2 protein-coding genes (1 of these 2 only partly in view) are annotated in these 20496 nt (G+C 66.3%); both read right to left on the reverse strand.

Annotated features, from left to right (window positions below; translation table 11 throughout):
- Positions 1-17712 (reverse strand): non-ribosomal peptide synthetase, encoded by a 17712-nt coding sequence (locus FB481_RS08315; RefSeq protein WP_147175925.1) that lies wholly within the window; start codon positions 17710-17712, stop codon positions 1-3.
- Positions 17709-20496 carry the 3' end of a non-ribosomal peptide synthetase gene (locus tag FB481_RS08320; protein WP_147175927.1) on the reverse strand. It continues 6710 nt past the right edge of the window, so only the last 2788 of its 9498 coding nucleotides appear in the window; its start codon lies beyond the right edge, outside the window; it ends in the stop codon at positions 17709-17711. Before FB481_RS08320 ends, FB481_RS08315 begins: the two co-directional genes overlap by 4 nt.

The following is a 20496-nucleotide window of genomic DNA, read 5'->3' on the forward strand; positions in this document are numbered from 1 at the left end:
TCATGGCAGGACCTTCTCGACACTGCTGGCCTGCGCCTCATACCACCAGGCAGCCAGGCTATAGACGTCAGGTGTTTTGAGGATACTGAAATGGTCACCTGGGCCATGCCAAAGCTTCAGCCCTGGCAACAATTGCCTCCAGGTCGCCGCCATGCGCGCCTGCTCCAGTCGATTCTCTTGCTCGCCGAGGCCGGCGTCGGTAACCAGCACCAGATGCGTTGAGCCGCTGTACACCCCAGACTTCGGTCGATACTCGCTGCGCAGAGCGCTGCCGAAGGTGCGCACGATGCCCTGTAATGCTTGGCCGGCCAGCCGTGGCGGTAACAGCCCAGTACGCACCATGGCTTCTTCCAGCAGGCGCATCTGCGTGCTGTCGTCCTGGCTAGCAAAGGTCTGACGATCCAGATCCAGGGATCTTCCGCTGGACAATTCGAGCGCTTCGATCAGGCGCTCCAGCACTGCCGTACCGGTATGGGACTTACCACACAGTGCCTCGCCGTTCGGCGCCTCACTGTCTATTAGGGTCAGCGAGCACACCTCTCGTCCCTTGGCGTCGAGCATCACGGCCATCGCGTGCGCTACCCAGCCGCCGAACGAATGCCCGACCAAGTGCAGCGGTCCCTGCGGATACTGGGCTTCCAGCGCCGTCACGTAGCAGCGTGCCGCGGCTTCCACCCGGCTGTGCGGAAGGCTACGTCCGTCCAGGCCTCGATGCTGCAGAGCAAAGATCGGCCAGGTGCTGCCCAGTGCTTCGGCCAAGCCGATGAAGCTGGTCACGCTGTCACCGGCGCCTGGGACACAGAACAACGGTGTCCTGTCGCCCTGGCCACTCTGGATCGCCAGAAGCGCAGCATGTACTGGAGTGGTCGGCCGTTGCAGCGATGCTCTGGACATCGCCTCGCCCAGTGCCTGAGCCAGCACCGCGACATGGGGCGCACGCATCAGGCTCATGTGATCGCCCGGTACGCTCATGCGCTGCAGGTACGGCTCGGGCAGTACCGTTTCCCAACCGTTATTGGCACTGGCCTGCGCCGGAGCCTGGCCACGCTCTTCAGCGCAGAATAAATGTACCGGCAATCCCAATGGCTGCAGCTGGTAGTTGGCCAGGGCATGACCGTGGGCCACCTCGCGTTCCAGATAGTGGCGTAGGGTCAGGTCACTGGCCTTGGCCAGCTCCTCGTAGAGCAGCCCGGCGTCGCGACACGCCTGCAGCAGCTCATCGAAGCCTGGCAAGATCGCCTGGGCCTGCCAGCTCGCCAACTGCCGCACAGCAGTGTGCCCCGCCTCGCCCTGGGTTTGCCAGTGGCTCTGGCAATGCACAAGCAGGTGACGCTGCAATACATCGGGCGCATGCCAGCGCTCCTTGCCCTGATCGGTGAGGCGCGGCGTGTAGCTGTCGATAAGACCGACGAAACCGACCGTCTCGTCCATACCCACCAGCTGCGTAGCGACCTCATAGGCCAGCACCCCGCCGAATGACCAGCCAGCCAATCGATAAGGACCGCTGGGCTGTACGCTGCGGATATGCTCGATCATGTGCGCCGCCATGCGCTCCATGGTGCTCAGCTGTGGCTCGCCGAGAGTGATACCCGGCAGGCCATAGATCGGGAAATCACCCGGCAGATGCTGCCCCAACACCGGGAAGTAAGCATCCAGGCCGGTGAAGTCGTGGAACAGGAAAAGCGCCGGCTCCTTACCCCCCGCACGCACCTCGACAATGTTTTGTGTGACGGCCTTCGCCGGACGCTGTTCAAGCAGTTCGGCCAAGGCGGCGATGCTCGGCCGCTGGAACAACTCGGCCAGGGTCACCGACAGTCCCTCGTCCTGCAGCAGACTGACTAATTGAATCGCTGACAGCGAGTGCCCGCCCAGTTCGAAGAAGCTGTCGCAGCGCCCGATTGGCCCCGTCTGCAGCACCCGCATCCAGCATTCGGCGAGGCGCTGCTCCAGCGCCGTGCGCGGTGGTTCGCTGGCCGCACTCCCCACCTCATGCGCGGCCAGATCGGGCAGCGCGCGGCGGTCGACCTTGCCGTTCTGGGTCAGTGGCATGGCATCCAGACCCATATAGAAGGCTGGCACCATGTACTCCGGCAGGCGTTCCAGCAGATTACTGCGAATCGCAGCGCCGTCCAGTGCTGGGTCACGACGGGTGAAGTAGGCGACCAGGCGCACGGACGCATCGTCCAACTGCCGGGTGACTACTACAGCCTCGCCGATACCGGGGCACTGCGCCAGGTGCTGTTCGATCTCGCCGAGTTCGATACGTACACCACGAATCTTTACCTGATCATCGTTGCGCCCCAGGTAATCCAGGGTGCCATCGTCCAGCCAGCGCACCAGGTCGCCGCTGCGGTACATCCGCGCGCCCGGCTGCGCCACGAATGGATCGGTAAGGAAACGCTCGTCAGTCAGATCCTGGCGATTCAGGTAGCCACGCGCGACCCCGTCGCCGCCGATATACAACTCGCCAGGTACACCAATCGGTACAGGCTGCTGGCGGGCATCCAGGACGTACAGGCGGGCATGCGTCACCGGTTTGCCGATGTGCAATATACCGCCAGGCTCCATCAACCCAGAGCTGGCCACCACCGTGGTTTCGGTCGGCCCGTAGTTGTTCACCACGGCAAAGCCGGGATCACACGGGAACTGCCGCAGGCGGTCGCCGCCGATCAGCAGCGTGCGCAGCGTCGGATGCTTCAGCTCGCGACTGAAGGCGTATTCGGCCACTGGGGTGGGCAAGAACGCCACTTGCAACGGCTGCGCCTGCCACCAGTCGAGCAATGTATCGAGCTGTTCGTTGCCGATATGCGCGGGCGGCAGGTGCAGGGTCGCCCCGGCGCACAGCGCTGGCCAGACTTCCCAGGCCATGGCGTCGAAGCCGAAGCCGGCGACGCTGGCGGTGTGGCTGCCGGCGCCCAGGTCAAAGGCCTGGCAGTGCCAGTCCACCAGATTATTTAGGCTCTGGTGCTCGACCATCACGCCCTTGGGCTGGCCGGTGGAGCCGGAGGTGTAGATCACGTAGGCCAGGTGACGGGCATTGAGGCCCGGCACCTGCGGGTTGTCTTCACGGGCGCTCCAGCTTGGTTGGTCGAGCAGCACAACCGGCGCAGACTGCGTTGGCACACGCTCGAGCAGATCCCGCTGGCTGATCACTACCACTGGCGCACTGTCGCTCAAGAGGTAAGCAATGCGCTCGTCCGGGTGTGCCGAATCCACCGGCACGTAGCCGGCGCCGGCCTTGAGCACTGCCAGCAGCCCGATCAGGGTGTCCAGACTACGGCGGGCCAGCACCGCCACGCGTTCGTCCGGGCGCACGCCCAGTTCGATCAGGTGGTGGGCCAGGCCGTTGGCGCGAGCGTTCAGTTCGGCGTAGCTCAGGGTGGCATCGCCTACCTGGGCGGCAATCGCGTCGGGCTGCTCAAGCGCCAGGCGCTCGACACGCTGATGGACAGGCCGGGTATCTGTTGGCATCACGTAGTTCGGGTTGAAGCGCTCCAGTAGCTCGTGGCACTCGGTTTCAGGCAAAACGCTACAGGTACTCAGCGCTTTTTCTGGCTCCTGTTCCAGGGCCAGCAACAGTTGCTGCACGGCGCATACGAGATAGCCGCAGACGCGCTGTGCATCGATCCCGTTGGCGGTCAGTGCGGTCATCGCAAAGCGGTCGCCCAAGTCATCAACGCTGACCGTCAATGGGTAGCTGCTGCGCTCCTTCGCCTGGAGCAACTCGATGCCCTCCCAAGCCTCCCCGGTGCCTTCTTGCCGGCTGCTGTGCCGATAGTTGAGCAAGGCACTGAACAGCGGTGCACCGGCCGGCAAGGCACTGGCACGCTGCGCCAGGGCCAGCGGTGCATGCTCGTGAGCCAGCAGATCAGTGAGGCGTATGTGGGTCTGGCGCAACGCTTGCTGCACGGACTGGTCAGCCAGATCGACCCGTAACGGCAGCGTATTGATGAACACACCAAGCGTGCGCTCCACGCCCTCGCCACCTTGCAGACGGCCCAGCAACACGGTGCCGAACACCACTCGCTCACGGCTGGACAACTGCCCTAGCACCTGTGCCCAGGCCAGGTGCATCAAGCTTGCTGGGCTAACGCCATAAGCCCGCACCTGTTCGCGGATGCGTGCACACAGCGCGCTATCTAGGCGCTGACTGGCCTCGCCTGGCGCCCGGCTGCTTTGCAGCGCCGTAGGCCCATAAGGCAAGGTCGGCTCGTCGATATCGCCCAGTTGCTCGCGGAAGAACGCCTCATGGGCGCCCTGCCCCGGCCCGCTCAGGGTTTGGGCGATGTAGTTGCGATACGGCACCGGCTCACGCAATGCCGCGCCCTGGTCGAGCAGCAGGGTTTGCAGCTCCTGGCCCAGCAGTTCCAGACCGAGGTGATCCATGATCAGGTGATGGAACGACAGCACCGCCAGGATGCGGCCATTTTGCGGGTCATCGGCATAGGCCAGGCCCAGCAACGGCGCGCGTTGCAGATCCAGTACCACCAGGTCGTCGAGCCTGGCCAGGGGCACTTCGTGCAGCATCAGTTCGGCATGCCGCCAGACCACCTGCACCGGCGCCTCCAGCCCTTCCCAGAAAAGCGCAGTGCGCAACGCGTCATGGCGCGCGACGACCTGGCGCAGTGCCTGGCAGAAAGCCTGCAGGCGCGAGCGGTCGGCAAATGCGAAGCGTGCCTGCAGGCGATAAGGGTCGTCGTCCGGGCGCGACAGGTAGTGGTAGAAAATACCGGCCTGCAACGGCCCCAGCGGGTAGATGTCCTGCACGTTGGCGGCACCACCGGGCACCGCGGCAACGATGCGCTCGATGGCTGGCTGCTCCAGTTGCACCAGGGTCAACATGTCCGGGGTGATGCGCTGGCAACCGGCAGGAATGCGGTTTTCCGGTAGCGCAGTCTGTACGAGCTCTGAGCCGATGCTGGCCGCCAGCGCTGCCAGGGTTGGCTGAGCGAACAGCACGCGCACGTTGGCTTCCAGCCCCAGAGCGCGCAGGCGGGCGATCAGGGTCACCGCTAGCATCGAGTGACCGCCCAGTTCGAAGAAGTCGTCATGCCGCCCCACCCGCTCGACCTGCAGCAGCTCGCACCAGATTGCCGCCAGGGTGGTTTCCAGCTCGCCCTGCGGCGCTTCGAAAGCGCGCTCCGGTAGCGCTTCACGATCCGGCACCGGCAACGCACGGCGGTCGACCTTGCCGTTGGCGGTCAGCGGCCAGGATTCCAACTGCACGAACGCACTCGGCACCATGTAGCCCGGCAGCCGCGCCAACAAGGCACTGCGCAGGCCACTAGCCGACAGCGCCTGCGGCCCGGTGAAATAGGCCACCAGGCGTGGCTGGCCGGGCATGTCTTCACGGGCCAGCACCAGCGCTTCTTCGACCCCCGGCACCTGGCCGAGCTGGCTTTCGATCTCGCCCAGCTCGATGCGCATGCCTCGGATCTTCACCTGATCATCGTTGCGCCCCAGGTAGTCCAGGGTACCGTCGGCGTTCCAACGCGCCAGGTCGCCGGTGCGGTACATCCGCGCGCCCGGTTGGGCCACAAACGGGTCATCGAGGAAACGTTCGGCAGTCAGGTCGGCGCGGTTCAGGTAACCGCGCGCCACGCCCTCACCGCCGATGTACAGCTCGCCCGCTACGCCGCTTGGCACCAGTTGCTGGTGCTCGTCGAGCAGGTACAAGCGCGTATTGGCGATTGGCTTGCCGATGTCCAGGCGCCCTTCCGGCCACAGCCGTCCAGAGCTGGCCACTACCGTGGTTTCGGTCGGCCCGTAGTTGTTCACCACAGCAAAGCCCGGATCACGCGGGAACTGGCGCAGGCGATCACCGCCGATCAGCAGGGTGCGCAGCGTCGGGTGTTTCAGTTCACGACTGAAGGCGTACTCGGCCACCGGCGTGGGCAAGAAGGCTACCTGTAGAGGCTGCGTCTGCCACCAGTCCAGCAAGGCATCGAGCTGTTCGTTGCCGATATCTGCCGGTGGCAGGTGCAGAGTCGCCCCGGCGCACAGCGCCGGCCAGACTTCCCAGGCCATGGCATCGAAGCCAAAGCCGGCGACGCTGGCGGTGTGGCTACCGGCGTGCAGGTTGAATGCCTGGCAGTGCCAATCCACCAGATTATTGAGGCTCTGGTGCTCGACCATCACGCCTTTCGGCTGACCGGTGGAGCCGGAGGTGTAGATCACGTAGGCCAGGTGACGGGCATTGAGCCCCGGCACCTGCGGGTTATCTGTACGGGCGCCCCAGCTTGGCTGGTCGAGCAGCAACAGCGGCACACTCAGCGCTGGTACGCGCTCAAGCAGATCCCCCTGGCTGAGCACCACCACCGGGGCGCTGTCGCTCAGGAGGTACGCGATGCGCTCGTCCGGGTGTGCCGGATCAACCGGCACGTAGCCAGCGCCAGCCTTGAGCACCGCCAGCAGGCCGACCAGGGTATCCAGGCCACGGCGGGCGAGCACCGCCACGCGCTCGTCCGGGCGCACGCCCAGTTCGATCAGGCGATGGGCCAGGCCATTGGCGCGGGCGTTCAGTTCGCTGTAGCAGAGGGTTGCTTCACCAGCCTGAGCGGCAATCGCGCTGGGACGTTCAAGCGCCTGGGCCTCGATGCGCCCATGCAGGGTTTGCATGATGGCGAACGGCATGGCACTGGCGTTGAAGGTGTCGAGCAAGGTTTTCCGCTCTGCATCGCTGACCAGCGGCACTGCCTGGATAGCGCATTGCTCGTCCCTGACCAGTGCCTGCAACAGAGTCTCGAAATACTGACCATAGCGGCGCACGCTGGCCTCATCGAACAGCGCCGTGGCGTAGTCCAGGGTGCCGATCAGCACATCGCCGCGCTCGCCCAGGTTCAACGACAGGTCGAACTTGGCCACCTGGCTGCTCTGCTCCACCACCGACAGTGCCAGGCCGTCCAGAGTCGGTAGCTTGGTTTCGCCGGCCAGCCAGTTAAGGGTGGTCTGGAATAACGGCGAATGCGCCAGGCTGCGGGCTGGAGCCACACTCTCGACCACCTGTTCGAACGGCAGATCCTGATGATCCTGTGCATCCAGCACCCGGCTGCGCACCTGATCCAATAAGGCTTCGCCGGTGGGCGCTGCCGACAGGTCGAGGCGAATCGCCAGGGTGTTGACGAACAGGCCGATCAGCGGCTCCAACTCGGCCCGGTTGCGCCCGGCTATCGGGCTGCCGACCACCACGTCGGCCTGGCCGGACAAGCGTGCCAGCAGGGAGGCCCAGGCGGCCATCAAGGTCATGTACAGCGTCACCCCCTGACGCTGTGCCAACGCCCGCAGGCCGGCGGTCAGCTCGGCGTCCAGGTTCAGCGCCAGGCTGGCACCAGCGAAGTCCTGATGCGCCGGCCGTGGCCGGTCGGTAGGCAGACTTAACAAGGTTGGTGCGCCCTGCAGCGTCTGACGCCAGTAGGCGGCTTGCTGCTGCAGACGTTCACCGCTCAGCCAATTTTGTTGCCAGGCGGCGAAGTCGGCGTACTGAATCGCCAGAGCCGGCAGCGGGTCGGTCTGGCCATAGTGCAATGCCGGGTACAGGGCCAGCAGTTCGCGGGTCAGCACGCCCATCGACCAACCGTCGGCGACGATATGGTGCACGTTCAGTGACAGCACGTGGTGGTCGTCGCCCAGGCACAACAGGCAGGCGCGCAGGGCCGGTTCGCGGCTCAGGTCGAAGGGTTCGACAGCCAACTGCGCAAGCCGCTCGTGCAATGCCTGCGGCTGCTCGCGCAGATCCTCCAGCGGCAGTTGCAGCGGTGTGGAAACGAACACCACCTCGGCGCCCTGCTCATTGGCGATGAAGCGGCTGCGCAGGGTTTCATGCCGCTCGACGATGCGCGACAGGCTGCGTTGCAGCGCCACCACGTCGAGAAGCCCGCACAGCTCCAGGACCAGGGGAATGTTGTAAGCCTGGCTGCCTCCGTCCATTTGGCTGAGGAACCACAGGCGCTGCTGCGCGAACGACAGCGCCGAAGCCTCGCCACGTGGCAGCGGGCGTATCGACTCGACCGGCGCGGCGTGTTGGTTGGCCAGCGCCGCCGCCACGGCTGATAGTTCACCCAGGGTGAACAGCTCACCCAGCGGCAGTTCCAAGCCCAATTGCTGGCGCACCTGGGAGACCATGCGCATGGCCAGCAGCGAATGCCCGCCCAGGTCGAAGAAGTGATCGTGACGCCCTACCCGCTCGACCTGCAGCACTTCGGCCCAGATCGCCGCCAGCGCGTTTTCCAACTCGCCTTGCGGGGGGTCGTAGGTCAGCCCGACCAGGCTCGAATGATCCGGTTTGGGCAGCGCGCGCTGGTCGAGCTTGCCATTGGCGGTCAGCGGCAGGGTTTTCAGTTCGACGAAGGCCGACGGCACCATGTAGTCCGGCAGGCTGGTCTGCAACTGCGCGCGCATCTGCTGCGCGGTCTGGGTTTCGCCCGCTTCGGTTGTGGTGAAATAAGCCACCAGGCGTACCTGCCCTGGTTCATCCTCCCGGGCCAGGGCTACGGCATCGCGAACCCCCGGCAACTGCTGCAGGGCATTGGCGATCTCGCCCAGTTCGATACGGAAACCGCGAATCTTGACCTGATCGTCGTTGCGACCCAGGCACTCCAACTGGCCGTCTTCCAACCAGCGCCCAAGGTCGCCGGTGCGATACATCATCGCCCCCGGCTGGTCGCTGAACGGGTCGGCGAGGAATTTCTCGGTGTTTAGCTCGGCGCGGTTCAGATACCCCAAGGCCACGCCATCGCCGCCGATATACATCTCCCCCACCACGCCTATTGGTGCCAGGCGCTGGCGTGCATCGAGCACATAGACACGGGTGTTGCTGATCGGTCGACCAATCGGCAGGACTTCCACATCAGCCTCGACCGCCCGCACTTCGTACGCGGTGGCGAAGGTGGTGCTTTCGGTCGGGCCATAAGCATTGAACAGCCGGGTATTCGGCGCGTGGGCCAGCAGCGCACGGTAGGTTGCCGGGTTGGCCCGCTCGCCGCCTGAGAGCAACACGCGCAAACCAGCCAAGGCTTGCGGCAGCAGTTGGGCGTACTGGTTAAACAACGCCGTGGTGAGGAACAGCACGCTGACCCCGCCCTGGCGCAGCATGCTGGCAAAGCGCTCTGGATCGATCAGGGTGGCGTGGTCGACGACCAACAATTGCGCGCCGTTGAGCAGCGCGCCCCAGACCTCCAAGGTCGCGGCATCGAAGGCCGGGTTGGACGCCAGGGCGAAGCAGTCGCGGTCGCTGAACTCGGCGTAGCCATTGTTCAGCACCAGGCGGACGATGCCGCGGTGCCCAACACGAACCCCCTTGGGCAGCCCGGTGGAGCCCGAGGTGTACATCACATAGGCCGCCGAATCAGGCGCATGTGGCAAGTCGAGATTGTGCTGTGCCTGGGTCTCGAGGGTCAGCGTATCCAGGTCGATACGCCGGATCGGCGCCGCTACTGGCAGCCCGCTCTGAGTCAGCAAGCAGACGGCGGCGCAGTCTTCGAGCATGTAGCTGTGTCGCTCGCTGGGCGCGTTGACGTCCAGGGGCACATAGGTGGCCGCGCACTTGCCGATGGCCAGTTGGGCAATCACCAGTTCGACTGAACGAGGCAGCAGAATGCCGACATGATCGCCCGCCTGGATGCCCTGCCCGCGCAGATGATGGGCCAAGGCATTGGCCCGGGCATTGAGCTGCGCATAGCTTAGCGAGTGGCGGCCATGCACCAGCGCCACGGCTTGCGGGTGCAGCGCGGCGCGCTGTTCGAACAGTTGGTGCACCGCTTGCTCGCGCGGGTAATCGAGACGGGTGTCGTTGAAGGTCGCCAGCAGCCGCTGACGCTCGTGCGGCGGAATGATCGCGCCGTCCAGGCCTCGCTCTGGGTGTTGCTCCAGCGCGTTGACCAACTCACCTAGCGCCTGCTGCAGGTACGCACAGATGCGCTGCGCATCCAGCCCCCCTTGAGTGCGGGCGGTGAGCAGGAACTCATCACCCTGGTCGTCGATGCTCATGGTCAGCGGGTAGTTGCTGTGCTCTTCGGCCTGCAAGACTTCGATGCCCTGCCAGGCGGCACCCCGCTCAGCGTCGCTCCGCGCGGCACTGCTGTGTCGGAAGTTCAGCAGCGTGCTGAACAATGGCGTGCCCGCGGGCAGCGCACTGCAGCGCTGTGCCAGAGCCAGCTGCGCCTGTTCGTGAGCGAGCAATGCGCTGAGGCGCTGGTGGGTGTCGAGTACCGCATCGCGAGCGCTGAGTTCGCCCAGATCGATACGCAACGGCAAGGTGTTGATGAACACGCCCATGGCGCGCTCGGCGCCTTCGCCACCGAGCAGGCGGCCCAGCAGCACGGTGCCGAACACCACCTGCTGGCGGCCAGAGAGCTGGCCCAGTACCTCGCCCCAGGCCAGGTGCATCAGGCTGGCGACACTGACATTCAGCTGACGGGCCTGCGCACGCAGCCGCTGGGCCAACGCCGGCTCCAGCGGCAGCACCGCCACGCCGGGTGCCTGCACACTGTGCGATGCGCTCATGCCATACGGCAGGCTGGGTTCGTCGATATCGCCCAGTTGTTCACGGAAGAAAGCCTCGTGGGCCTGTTCGTCAGGCCCTTGCAGCACCTGGGCAATGTAGTTGCGATACGGCACGGGCTCAGGCAACCGCGCCTGTTCGCCGAGCAGCATGGCCTGCACTTCGTGGCCGAGCACCTCTAGGCCGATGTGATCCATGATCGCGTGATGGAAGCGCAGCACTGCAATGATCCGCCCAGCGCCTTCATCCCTGGCGTGCGCCAGGTGCAGTAGCGGCGCCTGGGTCAGATCCAGGCGCGCCGGACCGTCCAGTGCTGCCAGTGGCACCTCCTGCACCGGCAGGCAAGCCTCACGCCAGACCACCTGCACCGGCGTCTGCAGGCCATCCCAGCGCAGCGCGGTACGCAGGATATCGTGACGTTCGATGACCCGTTGCAGCGCTGCGCAGAAGGCGTCCAGGCGCTCGGCACTGGCGAAGGCGAAACGCGCCTCCAGCAGGTAAGGGTCGGTCTCTCCCGCCGCCAGGTGATGGTGATAGAGAATGCCGGCCTGCAGTGGCCCCAGCGGGTAGATATCCTGCACGTTGGCCGCGCCGCCGGGCACCTGGGCGACGATGCGGTCGATGTCAGCCTGCTCGAGGCTGAGCAGCGGCAGCAGCTCGGGGGTGATCTGCGTGCAGCCTGCCGCGATCAGGTTGGCCGGTACCGACGCCTGTGCCTGGCGCACCACACTGCGTGCCAGCACCGCCAGGGTCGGCTGGGCGAACAGCGCACCGACATCCACCGACAACCCGGCACGGCGCATGCGCGCGACCAGGGTGACGGCCAGCAGCGAGTGCCCACCCAGCTCGAAGAAGTTGTCCTGCCGACCGACGCGCGGCAGCTTGAGCAGCTCGGCCCACAGTTGCGCCAGCCAGATTTCGGTTTCGCCTTGCGGCGCCTCGAAGCGGCGCGCCAGCACGGCACTGTCGTCCGGCGCCGGCAGAGCCTGGCGGTCAAGCTTGCCGTTGGGGGTCAGCGGCAGGCTGTCCAGGGCGACGAACGCCGTGGGCACCATGTAGTCCGGCAACGTGCCCAGCAGATGGCTGCGCAAGGCGTCGATGCCCGGCTGCGGCCCCGCTGCGCAACTGAACCAGGCCACCAGGCGCTCGTCACGCAATAGCACGGCGGCTTCGCGCAGCGCCGGGTGTTCGAGCAGGCGTGCTTCGATCTCGCCCAGCTCGATGCGCAGGCCATGCAGCTTGACCTGGAAATCGCTGCGGCCGACAAACAGCAGGTCGCCGTTGGCCAACTGACGCACCAGGTCACCACTGCGATACAGGCGCTCACCGGCCACGAACGGGCTGGCGATGAAACGCTCGGCCTGGGCGGCCGGCAGGTTCAGGTAGCCACGCGCAACCCCGGCACCGCCGATGTGCAACTGGCCGACCACGCCTTGCGGCACCGGTTGATCCCAGGCGTCCAGCACATACAGGCGGGTGTTGCTGATCGGCCGCCCGATCGGCAAGGTTTCGGCGGGCACCGGCTGGCCGGGCTGCAGGGTCCAGACACTGCAGTCCACGGTGGTTTCCGTGGGGCCGTAGACGTTGTGCAGGCGGACATTGGGCAGGCGTTCACGCACCTGGGCAGCCAGCGCGGCGGTCAGCTCGCCGCCGCCGCAGACGATGTCGGTCAACGAACTGCAGGTGTGGCACTGCGCTGCGCCCAGGAACTGCTGCAGCAGCGCCGGCACGAACTGCACGACGCTGACCTGGCGCTGGCGGATCACCTCCACCAGATAATCCGCGTCGCGCTGCCCGTCGGGCCGCGCCAGCACCAGGCGCAGCCCGGCGCACAGCGGCCAGAACAGCTCCCATACCGAGGCATCGAAACTCACCGGCGTCTTGTGCAGCAGCGCACCGGTCGGCTGCGGCGGGCACAGCCGCGAACTCCACTGCACCAGGTTGCACAGGTTGCGGTGCTCGACCATCACGCCCTTGGGCTGCCCGGTGGAGCCGGAGGTGTAGATCACGTAGGCCAGGTCGCTGGCGCTGGCCGTCGCCAGTTGTGGATCGGTCTCGGACTGGTCCGCCCAGAGGCAGGCATCCAGGTCGATCAGCGGTGTCGCGCCGCCGGCAAAGCGCTCACGGGTGCTGCCGTCGACCAGCAGCGCCAGGGCGCCGCTGTCGTCGAGCATATAGGCCAGGCGCTCGGCCGGGTAGCCGGGGTCCAGCGGCACGTAGGCGCCGCCGGCCTTGAGAATCGCCAGCAGACCGACCACCAGCTGGGCACCGCGCTGCACGCAGATCGCCACGCGGCTATCGGCGCTCACGCCCTGGCCGATCAGGTAATGGGCCAGCCGGTTGGCCTGTTCGTTGAGCTGGCGATAGCTCAGTTGCCGTGCGTCGACGTCCAGCGCAATGGCTTCGGGAGTGCGTGCCACCTGCGCCTCGAACAGCGCAGGCAGACGCTCCTCGACCTGTGTGCTGGCATCGTTGGCGTTGAGTTCGAACAGCAGGCGCTGACGCTCTGCCGCGCTCAGCAGTTCGATACGCTCGGGCACTGCCTGGCCATCGGCTGCCATGCCGCGTAGCAGTTGCTTGAAATAACCGGCGTAGCGCTCGACCGTGGCCGAGTCGAACAGGGCGGTGGCGTAGTCGAGCATGCAGGTGAAGCCCTCGGCGCCATCGCTTACGCTGAGGGTCAGGTCGAACTTGGCGAAGGTCGGCTGTTCGCCCAGCGCTTCGAGTTGCAGATCACCTAGTTGCAGGGGCGCACCCTGGCTGCCATCCCAGGCCAGCGAAACCTGGAACAACGGACTGTGGGCCAGGCTGCGCGGCGGCCGCACATGCTCCACCACCTGCTCGAACGGCAGATCCTGGTTGGCCTGAGCTTCGATTACCCGGTTTTTCACCCGAGCCAGCAAGGTGGCGACGTCGGGCGCACCGCTGGTGTCGACGCGTACGGCCAGGGTGTTGACGAACAGGCCGATCAGCCCTTCGATCTCGGCACGCCGGCGGTTGGCCACCGGCATGCCGATCACCACTTCATGCTGGCCGGACAAACGCGCCAACAGCACCGCCCAGGCGCTCATGAACAGCATGAACGGGGTGACGCCATGGCGCTGGGCGCTGGCGCGCAGCTCGGCGCACAGTGGCGCATCCAGCGGCAGAGCCACGGTGGCGCCGCTGTAGTCCTGGCGCTCCGGGCGCGGCCGGTCGGTCGGCAGACTGAGCAGCATCGGCGCACCGTCCAGGGTGCGCTGCCAGTAATCGGCCTGCGCGTTGAGGCTCTGTGCGTCGAGCCACTGGCGTTGCCACAGGGCGTAGTCGCCGTACTGCACTACCAGCGCGGGTAGCGGATCGGCCTGGCCCTGGCTGAACGCCTGGTACAGGGCGCTCAGCTCGGTGGTGAGTACGCCCAGCGACCAGCCGTCGGCAACGATGTGATGCAGGGTCAGCAGCAGGATGTGGCGGTCTTCGGCCAGGCACAGCAGGCGCCCGCGAATCGGTAGCTCCTGCTGCAGGTCGAAGGCTTGGGCCGCTTCGGCGCGGATCACCTCGCGTACCGCTTGGCTGTCCTGGCCACGCAGATCCTGCCAGCAGAAATCCGGCCGCATGCTGGCCGGGGTCAGTGCGACGCGGGCCTCACCATCGTGTTCGACGAACAGGCTGCGCAGCGCCTCGTGACGCTCGACGATACGCTCCAGAGCCAGGCGCAGCGCGCGGCTGTCCAGCTCGCCGTTGAGGCAAAGGCCCAGCGGAATGTTATAGGCGCTGTTGGCATCGCCCATCTGCGCCATGAACCAGATGCGCTGCTGCGCGGCGGATAACGGCAGTGGCCCGCTGCGCGGCGCCGCCTCGATGGCCGGCAGATGATCGGGAGTCGCACCTTCCAGGCATTGGGCGACAGCCGCCAGGCTGCCGTCAGCGAACAGGTCGGCGAGGCTCAAAACCCGTTGCAAGCGCTGGCCGACCTGGGCCACCAGGCGCATGGCCAGCAACGAGTGACCGCCCAGTTCGAAGAAGTCGTCATGCCGCCCCACCCGCTCGAGCTGCAGCAGCTCGCACCAGATTGCCGCCAGGGTGCTTTCCAACTCGCCCTGCGGCGCTTCGAATGCGCGCTCCGGAAGGGCTTCGCGATCTGGCGCAGGCAACGCACAGCGGTCGACTTTGCCGTTGGCGGTAAGCGGCCAGGACTCTAGGTGCACGAACGCACTCGGCACCATGTAGCCCGGCAGCCGCGCCAACAAGGCACTGCGCAGGCCACTAGCCGACAGCGCCTGCGGCCCGGTGAAATAGGCCACCAGGCGTGGCTGGCCGGGCATGTCTTCACGGGCCAGCACCAGCGCTTCTTCGACCCCCGGCACCTGGCCGAGCTGGCTTTCGATCTCGCCCAGCTCGATGCGCATGCCGCGGATCTTCACCTGATCATCGTTGCGCCCCAGGTAGTCCAAGGTGCCGTCGGCGTTCCAACGTGCCAAATCGCCGGTGCGGTACATCCGCGCGCCCGGTTGGGCCACGAATGGGTCATCGAGGAAACGTTCGGCGGTCAGGTCGGCGCGGTTCAGGTAACCGCGCGCGACGCCCTCACCGCCGATGTACAGCTCACCCGCCACGCCACAGGGCACCAGTTGCTGGTGCTCGTCGAGCAGGTACAGGCGGGTGTTGGCGATTGGTTTGCCGATGTCCAGGCGCCCTTCCGGCCACAGCCGTCCAGAGCTGGCCACTACCGTGGTTTCGGTCGGCCCGTAGTTGTTCACCACAGCAAAGCCCGGATCACGCGGGAACTGGCGCAGGCGATCACCGCCGATCAGCAGGGTGCGCAGCGTCGGGTGTTTCAGTTCACGACTGAAGGCGTACTCGGCCACCGGCGTGGGCAAGAAGGCTACCTGCAGCGGCTGGGCCTGCCACCAGTCGAGCAAGGCATCCAGTTGTTCGTTGCCGATATGTGCCGGTGGCAGGTGCAGGGTCGCCCCGGCGCACAGCGCCGGCCAGACTTCCCAGGCCATGGCGTCGAAACCGAAACCCGCCACGCTGGCGGTGTGGCTACCAGCGCCCAGGTCGAAGGCCTGGCAGTGCCAATCCACCAGATGGTTGAGGCTCTGGTGCTCGACCATCACGCCTTTCGGCTGGCCGGTGGAGCCGGAGGTGTAGATCACGTAGGCCAGGTGACGGGCATTGAGACCCGCCATCTGCGGATTGTCCTCGTGGGCGCTCCAGCTTGGCTGGTCGAGCAGCAACAGCGGTGCACTCATGGTTGGTACGCGCTCGAGCAGATCCTGCTGGCTGAGCACCACCACCGGGGCGCTGTCGCTCAAGAGGTAGGCGATGCGCTCGTCCGGGTGCGCTGGATCGATCGGCACGTAGCCAGCGCCGGCCTTGAGCACCGCCAGCAGGCCAACCAGGGTATCCAGGCCGCGACGGGCGAGCACCGCCACGCGCTCGTCCGGGCGTACGCCCAGCTCGATCAGGCGATGGGCCAGGCCGTTGGCGCGGGCGTTCAGTTCGCCATAGCTGAGGGCTGCTTCACCCACCTGGGCAGCGATGGCGTCGGGGCGTTCGAGGGCCTGGCGTTCGATACGCCAGTGCACGGTGTGCAGGCTTTCATAGGCACTGCGCGAACCGGCGAAGTCCTGCAGCAGCTGGATACGCTCGTCGTCCGGCAGGATATCGAGCCGAGCGCAGCTTGCCGCGGGCGCCTGCTCCAGTGCATCGAGCATCTGCTGCATGGCGCGCTGCAGGTACAGGCAGGTGCGCAGCGGGTCGACGCCCGCAATCGTTTGCGCGGTAAAGGCAAAGGCTTCGCCCAGGTCGTCGACGCTCATCACCAGCGGGTAGTTGCTGCGCTCGGTGGCCTGCAGCACTTCGATGCCTTGCCACAGTTCACCGCTGCCATGCTCGGCCGAGCTGTGCCGGTAGTTGAGCAGCGCGTTGAACAGCGGCGTCGGCGCGGCCACGCCGCTGCAACGCTGCGCCAGAGCCAGCGGGGCATGCTCGTGGCGCATCAGCGTGGTCAGGCGCTGGTGCGTGGTGCGGATCGCCGCCACCATGTCCTGGGCTTCCAGGTTCAGGCACAGCGGCAGGGTGTTGATGAAGATGCCCAGGGCCCGCTCGGTGGCCTCGGCGCCCAGCAGGCGGCCCATCAGCACGGTGCCGAAGACCACGCGCTGACGCCCGGTCAGCCCCGCCAGCACGTGCCCCCAGCCCAGGTGGAACAGGCTGGCGACACTCACCCCGAGGCTACGGGCCTGGGCCCGCAGGCGCAGGCTCAGCGCCGTATCCAGGGTGATACTGTGCTCGCGGGTCTGTTCGCCGTCGCCGCTCAGATCCTGCAGGTCGTAGGCCAGAGTCGGCTCCACGATGTCGCCCAGCATGCCGCGGAAGAACGCCTCATGCTCGGCCTCACTGACGCCCAGCAGTGCCTGCCCGACATAGTTGCGAAACGGCACCGGCGTGCCCAGGCTCGCCCCAAGGCCCTGCAAGCAGGCATGGACTTCATGACGCACCACCTCCAGCGCACTGTGGTCGAGGGCGATATGGTGGTACAGCAGGCTGGCTTGCACCCGGCCATCGACAGTGCTGCCGCACACCAGCCGCAGCAGCGGCGCCTGGGTCAGATCCAGCCATGGTGATACCTCGGCATCGAGGCCGCTGGCGCGCTCTTCGACGCTCAGCCGGGCATGGCGCCAGACCACCTGTAGCGGCCGCTCCAGACCCTGCCAATGTACCGAGGTGCGCAGGATGTCATGCCGGTCGATGACCGTCCGCAAGGCCTGCACAAAAGCCTCCAGACGCTGCGCGTCGGCTACGGCAAAGTCCACGCGCATCACATAGGGATCGCGACCGTTGGCACTGACGTGGTGGTAGAGGATGCCTTCCTGCAACGGCGCCAGCGGATAGATGTCCTGCACGTTGGCGGCGCCACCGGGGATCTGCTCGACCACCGCGTCGATGGCCTCCTGGTCGAGTGTCACCAGGGTCAGCATGTCGGGGGTAATGCGTGTGCAACCGGCGGCGATACCATTGGCCGGTAGCGTCGGCTGGCCGCGCTTTTCGTTACGGTACAGGCCCTGCTCAAGCAGCTCGATGAGCCCCGCCTTGTGCGTACGCAGGTGCTCCACCAAACCGTTGTCGCTGAGCGCGCGGCGATTGCCCTGCACGGCCAGTTGCCCATCTTTGACGGCCAGCTGGATGTCCAGTGCCTTGAGTGTCGCCAGAAGCTCGTTGATGCTCACAGGATAATCTCCATGCTCTCTGTGATGGCGGCATAACCGGCCAGTGTCGGTTGCTCGAACAGGGCGCGAACGTCGGCCTCGATACCTTCCTGCCGCAGGCGCGCAGTCAGGCTGATGGCCAACAGCGAATGTCCGCCCAGTTCGAAGAAATTGTCATGTCGGCTCACCGCCTCGACGCCGAGCAGCTCGCGCCACAGGTCGGCGAGCAGCTCTTCCAGCTCGCCCTGCGGGGCTTCGTGAATACGCGCGGGCAAAGCCTCGCTGCTAGGTGCCGGCAGGGCCTGACGGTCGAGTTTGCCGTTGGGGCTCAGCGGCAGGCTCTGCAGGTGCAGGTAGAACGCCGGCAGCATGTAGTCCGGCAGCCGGTTGCGCAGCGCCTCGCGCAACACCTCGGCGCCGCTCGGCGTGCCGGTGTAATAGCTCACCAGGCGCTGCCCGCCCGGGCCGTCGTCACGCACCATGACCACGGCGTCCTCGACACCGTCGCACTGCGCCAGCGCCGCCTGGATTTCGCCCAACTCGATGCGCAGGCCATGCAGCTTGACCTGGTCATCGTTGCGGCCGAGGAACTCCAGGCTGCCGTCGGCATGCTGGCGCACCAGGTCACCGCTGCGGTACAGCCGCTCACCGGCCACGAACGGGCTGGCGATGAAGCGCTCGGCCTGGGCCTCTGGCAGGTTGCGATAGCCACGGGTGACGCCTGCGCCGCCGATATGCAACTGGCCGACAACACCTTGCGGCACGGGCTGGTCGTGGGCATCGAGCACATACAGATGGGTGTTGGCTACCGGCCCGCCGATCGGCAGGAAGCGCTCGGGCACCGGCTGATCCGGGGCCAGCGTCCAGACGCTGCAGTCGACGGTGGTTTCAGTCGGGCCATAGACGTTGTGCAGGCGCACCTTGGGCAGACGCTGGCGCAGCAGGCTGGCCAGCGCCGGGGTCAGTTCGCCGCCGCCGCAGACGATATCGGTCAGGCTGTCACAGGCCGCGCTTTGCGGCAGCTCGAGGAAATGCTGCAGCAGCACCGGCACGAACTGCACCACACTGACCCGCCATTCACGGATCAACTGCGCCAGGTAGGCCGGGTCACGCTGCCCGTCGGGGCGCGCCAGCAGCAAAGGCAGGCCGCTGCACAGTGGCCAGAACAGCTCCCACACGGAGGCGTCGAAGCTGATCGGGGTCTTGTGCAGCACGCGGCCCTGCTCACCCTGCGGGAACTGCCGGGCGCTCCAGTGCACGAGGTTGACCACGTTGCGGTGCTCGACCATCACCCCCTTGGGTCGCCCGGTGGAACCGGAGGTGTAGATCACATAGGCGAGGTTGCTCGCCTCCAGGCCAGGCAACTGCGGGTCGTGCGCGGCCTGTTGCCCGTGCTCGTCGGCATCCACGTCGATGCAAGGGATGCCCGGCTGGTCGAGCAGCGTACGAGTGCCAGCCTGAACCAGCAACGCCGTAGGCGCGCTGTCTTCGAGCATGTAATGCAAGCGCTCGCGCGGGTAGCTCGGGTCGAGCGGCACGTAGGCGCCACCGGCCTTGAGAATCGCCAGCAGGCCGACCACCAGCGATACGCCGCGCTCGACGCACAGCGCCACACGATCATCTGGTTTCACCCCCAGCGCGAGCAGATGGTGAGCCAGGCGGTTGGCGCGCTCGTTGAGCTGCCGGTAACTGAGCTGTTCGTGCTCGCTGAGCACGGCCATGGCATCCGGCATGCGGCGGGCCTGCGCTTCGAACAGTGAATGCAGCGTTTCATGCTCATCGAACGGCAGCGCTGAGTCGTTAAAATCAACTAGCAAACGTTTGCGCTGCGAGGCAGGCAAAACGTGCACGCGCTGCAGCAACAACTCCGGCTGGCTTTCCAGCGCATTGACCAGCCCTTCCAGCACCTCCAGCAATTGCTCGCCTACTCGCTGTGCGCCGACGCTTTGCGGTGCGGTAACACCTACGCGCAAGCGTTCGCCGAGGTCGTCGACGTTCAGACTCAGCGGGTAATTGGTGTGGTTGTCGCTGTCGAGGATTTCCAGGCCACGCCAGGCATCGCGCTGAGCATCCTGGCGCGCCTGGCCAGCGGCATGGCGGTAGTTGAGGATCGCGCTGAACAACGGCAGCGCAGCGGATACCGCGCTGCAACGCTGCGCTTGAGCCAGCGAGGCATGTTCGTGGGCCTGCAACTGGGCCAGCCGCGCATGAGTGGCACGCGCAGCGTCGCGCACGCCAACGCCGTCGAGATCCACCCGCAGCGGCAAGGTGTTGATGAACATGCCCAAGCCGCGGTCGGCCCCCTCGCCGCCCTGCAAGCGCCCAAGTAGCACGGTTCCGAACACCACCTGGCCGTTGCCGGTGGCCGCACCCAGCACTCGGCCCCAGGCCAGATGCAACAGGCTGGCAAGGCTGACGCCCAGTTGCCGGGCCTGGCTGCGCAGGCGCCGCAACAGCGCGTCAGGCAGGCGGTGCCAGGCTTCTTCCAGCGGGTGCTCGCCGCTTTGTACATCGTGCAGGTCGAACGGCAGCGTCGGCTGTTCGATATCACCCAGTTGCTCACGGAAATAGGCTTCGTGTTCCGCCTCGCTCATGCCCAGGCGTGCATGCGCCACGTAATTGCGATACGGCACGGCCGGCTGCGTCGGCGGCGCATCGCCGCGCAGGTGGGCGAGCATTTCCTCGCGCATCACCTCCAGGGCGGTGGCATCCAGCACGATATGGTGGAACAGCAAGGTGGCCGTCAGCCCTTCCCCATCGGATCGCTGGCAGAACTCCAGGCGCAGCAGCGGCGCCTGGGTCAGA

Origin of the sequence: Pseudomonas sp. AG1028, assembly GCF_007993955.1 — a bacterium.
GTDB lineage: Bacteria > Pseudomonadota > Gammaproteobacteria > Pseudomonadales > Pseudomonadaceae > Aquipseudomonas > Aquipseudomonas straminea.